2 protein-coding genes are annotated in these 4,093 nt (G+C 58.9%); one reads left to right on the forward strand and one right to left on the reverse strand.

The window, feature by feature from the left end; translation table 11 throughout:
- Window positions 1-478: 478 nt before the first annotated feature.
- Window positions 479-880, reverse strand: coding sequence for a hypothetical protein (locus KK141_RS22825; protein WP_214573211.1), 402 nt, complete (start codon window positions 878-880; stop codon window positions 479-481).
- 1,315 nt (window positions 881-2,195) lie between these two features.
- On the opposite strand from KK141_RS22825, the gene KK141_RS22830 reads away from it, so the two are divergent.
- The gene (locus KK141_RS22830) at window positions 2,196-3,788 is read left to right on the forward strand and encodes a hypothetical protein (protein WP_214573212.1); all 1,593 of its coding nucleotides are present in this window, start codon (window positions 2,196-2,198) and stop codon (window positions 3,786-3,788) included.
- Window positions 3,789-4,093: the final 305 nt, after the last annotated feature.

Below are 4,093 nucleotides of genomic sequence, written 5' to 3' on the forward strand. Positions count from 1 at the left end.
GGTAGCCGCGCTCGTTAACTTGTTTGACCGCTTCAGCTTTGAACTCGTCGGTGAAACGTTTGCTGGTCATAGATCCTCCGATCCTCAATAGACACTATCAGGTGTCTACGGAATCGGGGGCGTACCACTGAGTTCAGATCACTGAAGACCGTTAGAACACGCTTCCAATACGGGTCGGACGCTCCGCTCGGGTCGGTATTCAATAAAAGGGCCCGATAAATCGCGTTGTTCTCTTCTACGACAGCGACATTGAGTTTCGAAACAAAGCTCTCTGGCGTCATATCGATTTTCCTCGCCGTATCTAGATCGTTAGGTAATCCTGAAGCTACACGCGCATGGTGCCATGCCTCCATCCAAGTGTGCGCTTCGGGTCGAAAGCGGACTGCAGTCTAAACGGGGGAAGGCTCACTTCTTGCACGCCGTTGCACACACTTCCACACAGTGCACCGGAGCCATTCAAGACAAGGATGTAAACCCTTCAGACCCCCGTCGTAGCTTCGCCGTCTTGCATAAGGCGTGAAGGCCAGCCGATGCGGACAAGCAACCCATCCGGCCCACATATCCCTACTTCATAGAGACCCCATTCGCGGTGTCGCAGAACGCCTCCGGGCCGGATGACAAGGTCATCCACCCGCGCAGCGATTGCGTCCACGTCCGGCGTGCGAATGAACACCCCGAAGGGGTTGTGCTCTGCCCGAACGGCCCAGGGGCCAGTTCCTGCCTGGGTCAGGTGCACCTCGCAGCCCCAGCCGCTCATGATCAAGTAGTTGGCGTCACCACCTGTGCGGACAAAGCCCAGTCGCTCCCAAAACGATAGTGCGGCATGCAGATCGTTACTGGGAACGATGGCGAACGCACCGATGGTGGCGGGAATGGGCATACATCTACTCCGGACGGGGTCGGCTCTTGTCGGTGCGGTGAGAGCTGAGGTCTTGCGCTAGGCCCGCTTCGGGTCGAAAGCGGACATTACGAGTTAGGGACCAGGTCAAGCAACCAGACCTCGGTGCCTTTGGGGACGGGAACTTTTAGTGCCCTGTCTCCGATCAAGAATGCATACGCTCGGTACGGGCTAAATGGGCGGGAATGTTCGAGCCCCTTAATCTCAGTTACTACCACTTCCCCGCCTGGAAGGCGAAGCTCGATCCTGGAGCCTGCGCGCAAAACGAAAGGGATGTCCATGACCTTGGTATCACTGACCACGATTCGGCCACGGTCCGCGATGTCAAAGGTCTCTTCTACGCGAAAAAGATAGGTAGACAAGCGATCGCTCATTCTCATTAGAAAACTGTCCGCTACGGGTCGGAAGCGGGCTTTGCTTTATATCGCCCCAGACGACCATAGCCGTTCGAATTCTGTGGCGTCGATAGACATAGCTTGGAACTGAGCATCCCGGTTGATTTCACCGACGCCTGGAATTGGCTCGGCGCTTAGGGTCGTGCCGAGGCTGGAACCTCCACTCCATGCCCGCCCAACAGATCCATTCCTGAAGAACTCCAGTTTCCTGATCTCCATGCGATAGGTGTCAAGCTCAGATACGAGCCGAACCGGCTCTGACAGCAGTTCGTGGCGCCACTGTACGTCGATGTAGTCCACATCTCCCCCTGCCTTTTAGAGCGTCCGCTTCGGGTCGGAAGCGGACATTACGACCTTTCACTACCTAGCGTTCCGTCTGCACTGCAACAACCAAGCATTCACTACCGCCAACGTCTATGGACTTCCGCCAGACATGTACTTTGTTTGGGACAGCTGCAAAGTCGCCCCTATATGCCTTGGACATCAGTTCCTTGTGAAGACCTGGCGTCAGGTCAGGCAGCGCGCCAGAGGGAATGTTGCTGCACCACGTCGAGATAAAGCCCTTGAAATTGCTATGGGTTCCTTGCGCAACATGGCTAGCCCCCCGGTAAGACACTACATACGTATATAGAGGCACGTCTTCTCCTGCCTTAACTAAGAATTCCAATGAAGGTCCGCTTTGGGTCGGAAGCGGAACCTGCGGCCTAAAGAGGGGCGCAGCCATTCCTTGCAATTTGCAACGATCTATCTTGCCAGATTAGCCCCAGCCCTCTCACGAGCCGGTCCCCCTGAACATGCCATAGGTCCCACCGACTTCCGGCACACCCGCCCTGCCCGCCACAGTGAAAGACTTCAGCGGATGCCGTTGTTGACGCTCGGACAACGTCCACGAGGAGAGGGGCATGAAGGTGACCTGCCGGGGAGTCGCACTCATTTTGCTGTTGGGCGCCGCCTGTGGCGCGGCCATGGCCGATGGCGCCAAGCCTATGGCGCCCCCTTTGTGGGGGACTTTGACGCCGGGCCACGACGTGGTGGGTTTCCGCCGCATGTTTGTCTTCGACCGCAGCCGGACCTGGATCCAGACCCGGACACCGGACGGCACATTCACGCCGGATAGAAACGGCCGACCGATCCAGGTCAACGTCTGGTACCCGGCAGTTCCGACCAAATCGGACGCCATGCGCCTGGGCGACTACGTCAAGCAAAACGCGCCGGCGGGGTTCTCGGACCTCAATCACGAAATGCTGTTGCGCAACCGCGACGCTGTCGGCGAGCCCTTCACTGCCGATGCGACAAAGCAGCTCCTCGCCATGCCGATGGCTGGCCATCTGGACGCCAAGCCCACCCAGCAGCGGCATCCCCTGATACTTCTAGCGGGCGGCCTGAGCGCGGACATCAATGTCAACGTAGTGCTTGCCGAATATCTCGCGAGCCATGGCTACGCAGTCGCCAGCGTCTCCCTGTTGGGGGACAACGCCGACGAGATGGCGCCCTCCCGCTCCAGCGCCAATACGGAAGCCGGGGTGCGCGATCTGGAATTCGCCATCGCGCTGCTCTGCCAGGCCAAGGACGTCGATTGCGATCGCATCGGCGTTGCCGGCCACAGCCTCGGCGCGGTCCAGGCGGTATTGCTGGGGCAGCGCAATGGCAACGTCGCGGCGGTTATCGCGATGGACGGCACTTACGCATTCAAGGGAAACGAATCCGCACTCACCGCGGCGTACGGGTTCGATCCGAAGGCGTCACGGTACGCACTGCTCGACCTGCGCCGAAGGCAAGGTATGCAATCGGCCGATCTGAATTTCGCCCCGATCGACAGCATGCGTTATGCCGATCGCACCTACGTGCAGCTCAACCTGATGCACCATAGCGACTTCACTTCATTTTCCATGACGGCAGACGCGATGCATCTGCCCACCAAGGCCGAATACAACGGTACCGGCTGGACGCGGGCGACGGCGCGGCAAGGCTATGAGCAGTCGTCCCGGATCGCGCTCGCCTTTCTCAATCAGCACATCCTGGGCGATCCCGCCGCCGCGACGCAGCTGGCCAGCCTTCTGCAATCCGGCACCGTCGCTTCGTCCCACCACGAAAACGCCCTGGCCGCCCCACCCCGCCTCACGGACGTGGTCGCGTTGGCGCAGCAAGGCAAGGCAGCGTCGATCAAATCGATGTACCAGACGGCTTGCGCAGGCGAGCCCATGGAACAGTGCGTCGACCAGGATGCTTTCAATAATCGGGCGTACGACGAATTGAAGGCGAAGCGGCCAGAGATCGCGATGGTGCTCTTCGATCTCGTCGCCTGGTCGCATCCGACATCGGCCAATGCACAAGACAGCTTGGCGGATGGGTACTTGGCGCTCGGGCAGAAAGATGGGGCGCGGGAGGCTTCGAGGAAAGAATTGGCGTTGCTTGATGGCGACCCGTCGTTGGATGGGGCGACGCGGCAGCAGTTGAGGGTTGCTGCTGAGAAGCGACTCAAGGACTTGCAATAACTATTTTTTAGGTCGGAAGCGGACAAACCACTCTCATAGAAACCGAATCTCACGCAGGGCTTCCACTATGGACGATGGAAGCACGGTCAGCTGCGTTGACCTGACGGCAAAACGGAGCCAGGCTCACCTCCCGCAAGCCTACGCAAACGATAGGCTCGGGACCAAAAACAGGGTCAGATTGGATCACCCCTGATTTCTCGGACACCCAAAAGCGAGGACAATCCTCGCACGGAGGTGTTCGATGGAAAAGCGCCAGCGATTCTCAGCCGAGTTCAAGCGTGAAGCCCTGCGGCTGATGCAAAGCA

Source organism: Dyella sp. LX-66, from assembly GCF_018599165.1.
GTDB classification, from domain to species: domain Bacteria; phylum Pseudomonadota; class Gammaproteobacteria; order Xanthomonadales; family Rhodanobacteraceae; genus Dyella_D; species Dyella_D marensis.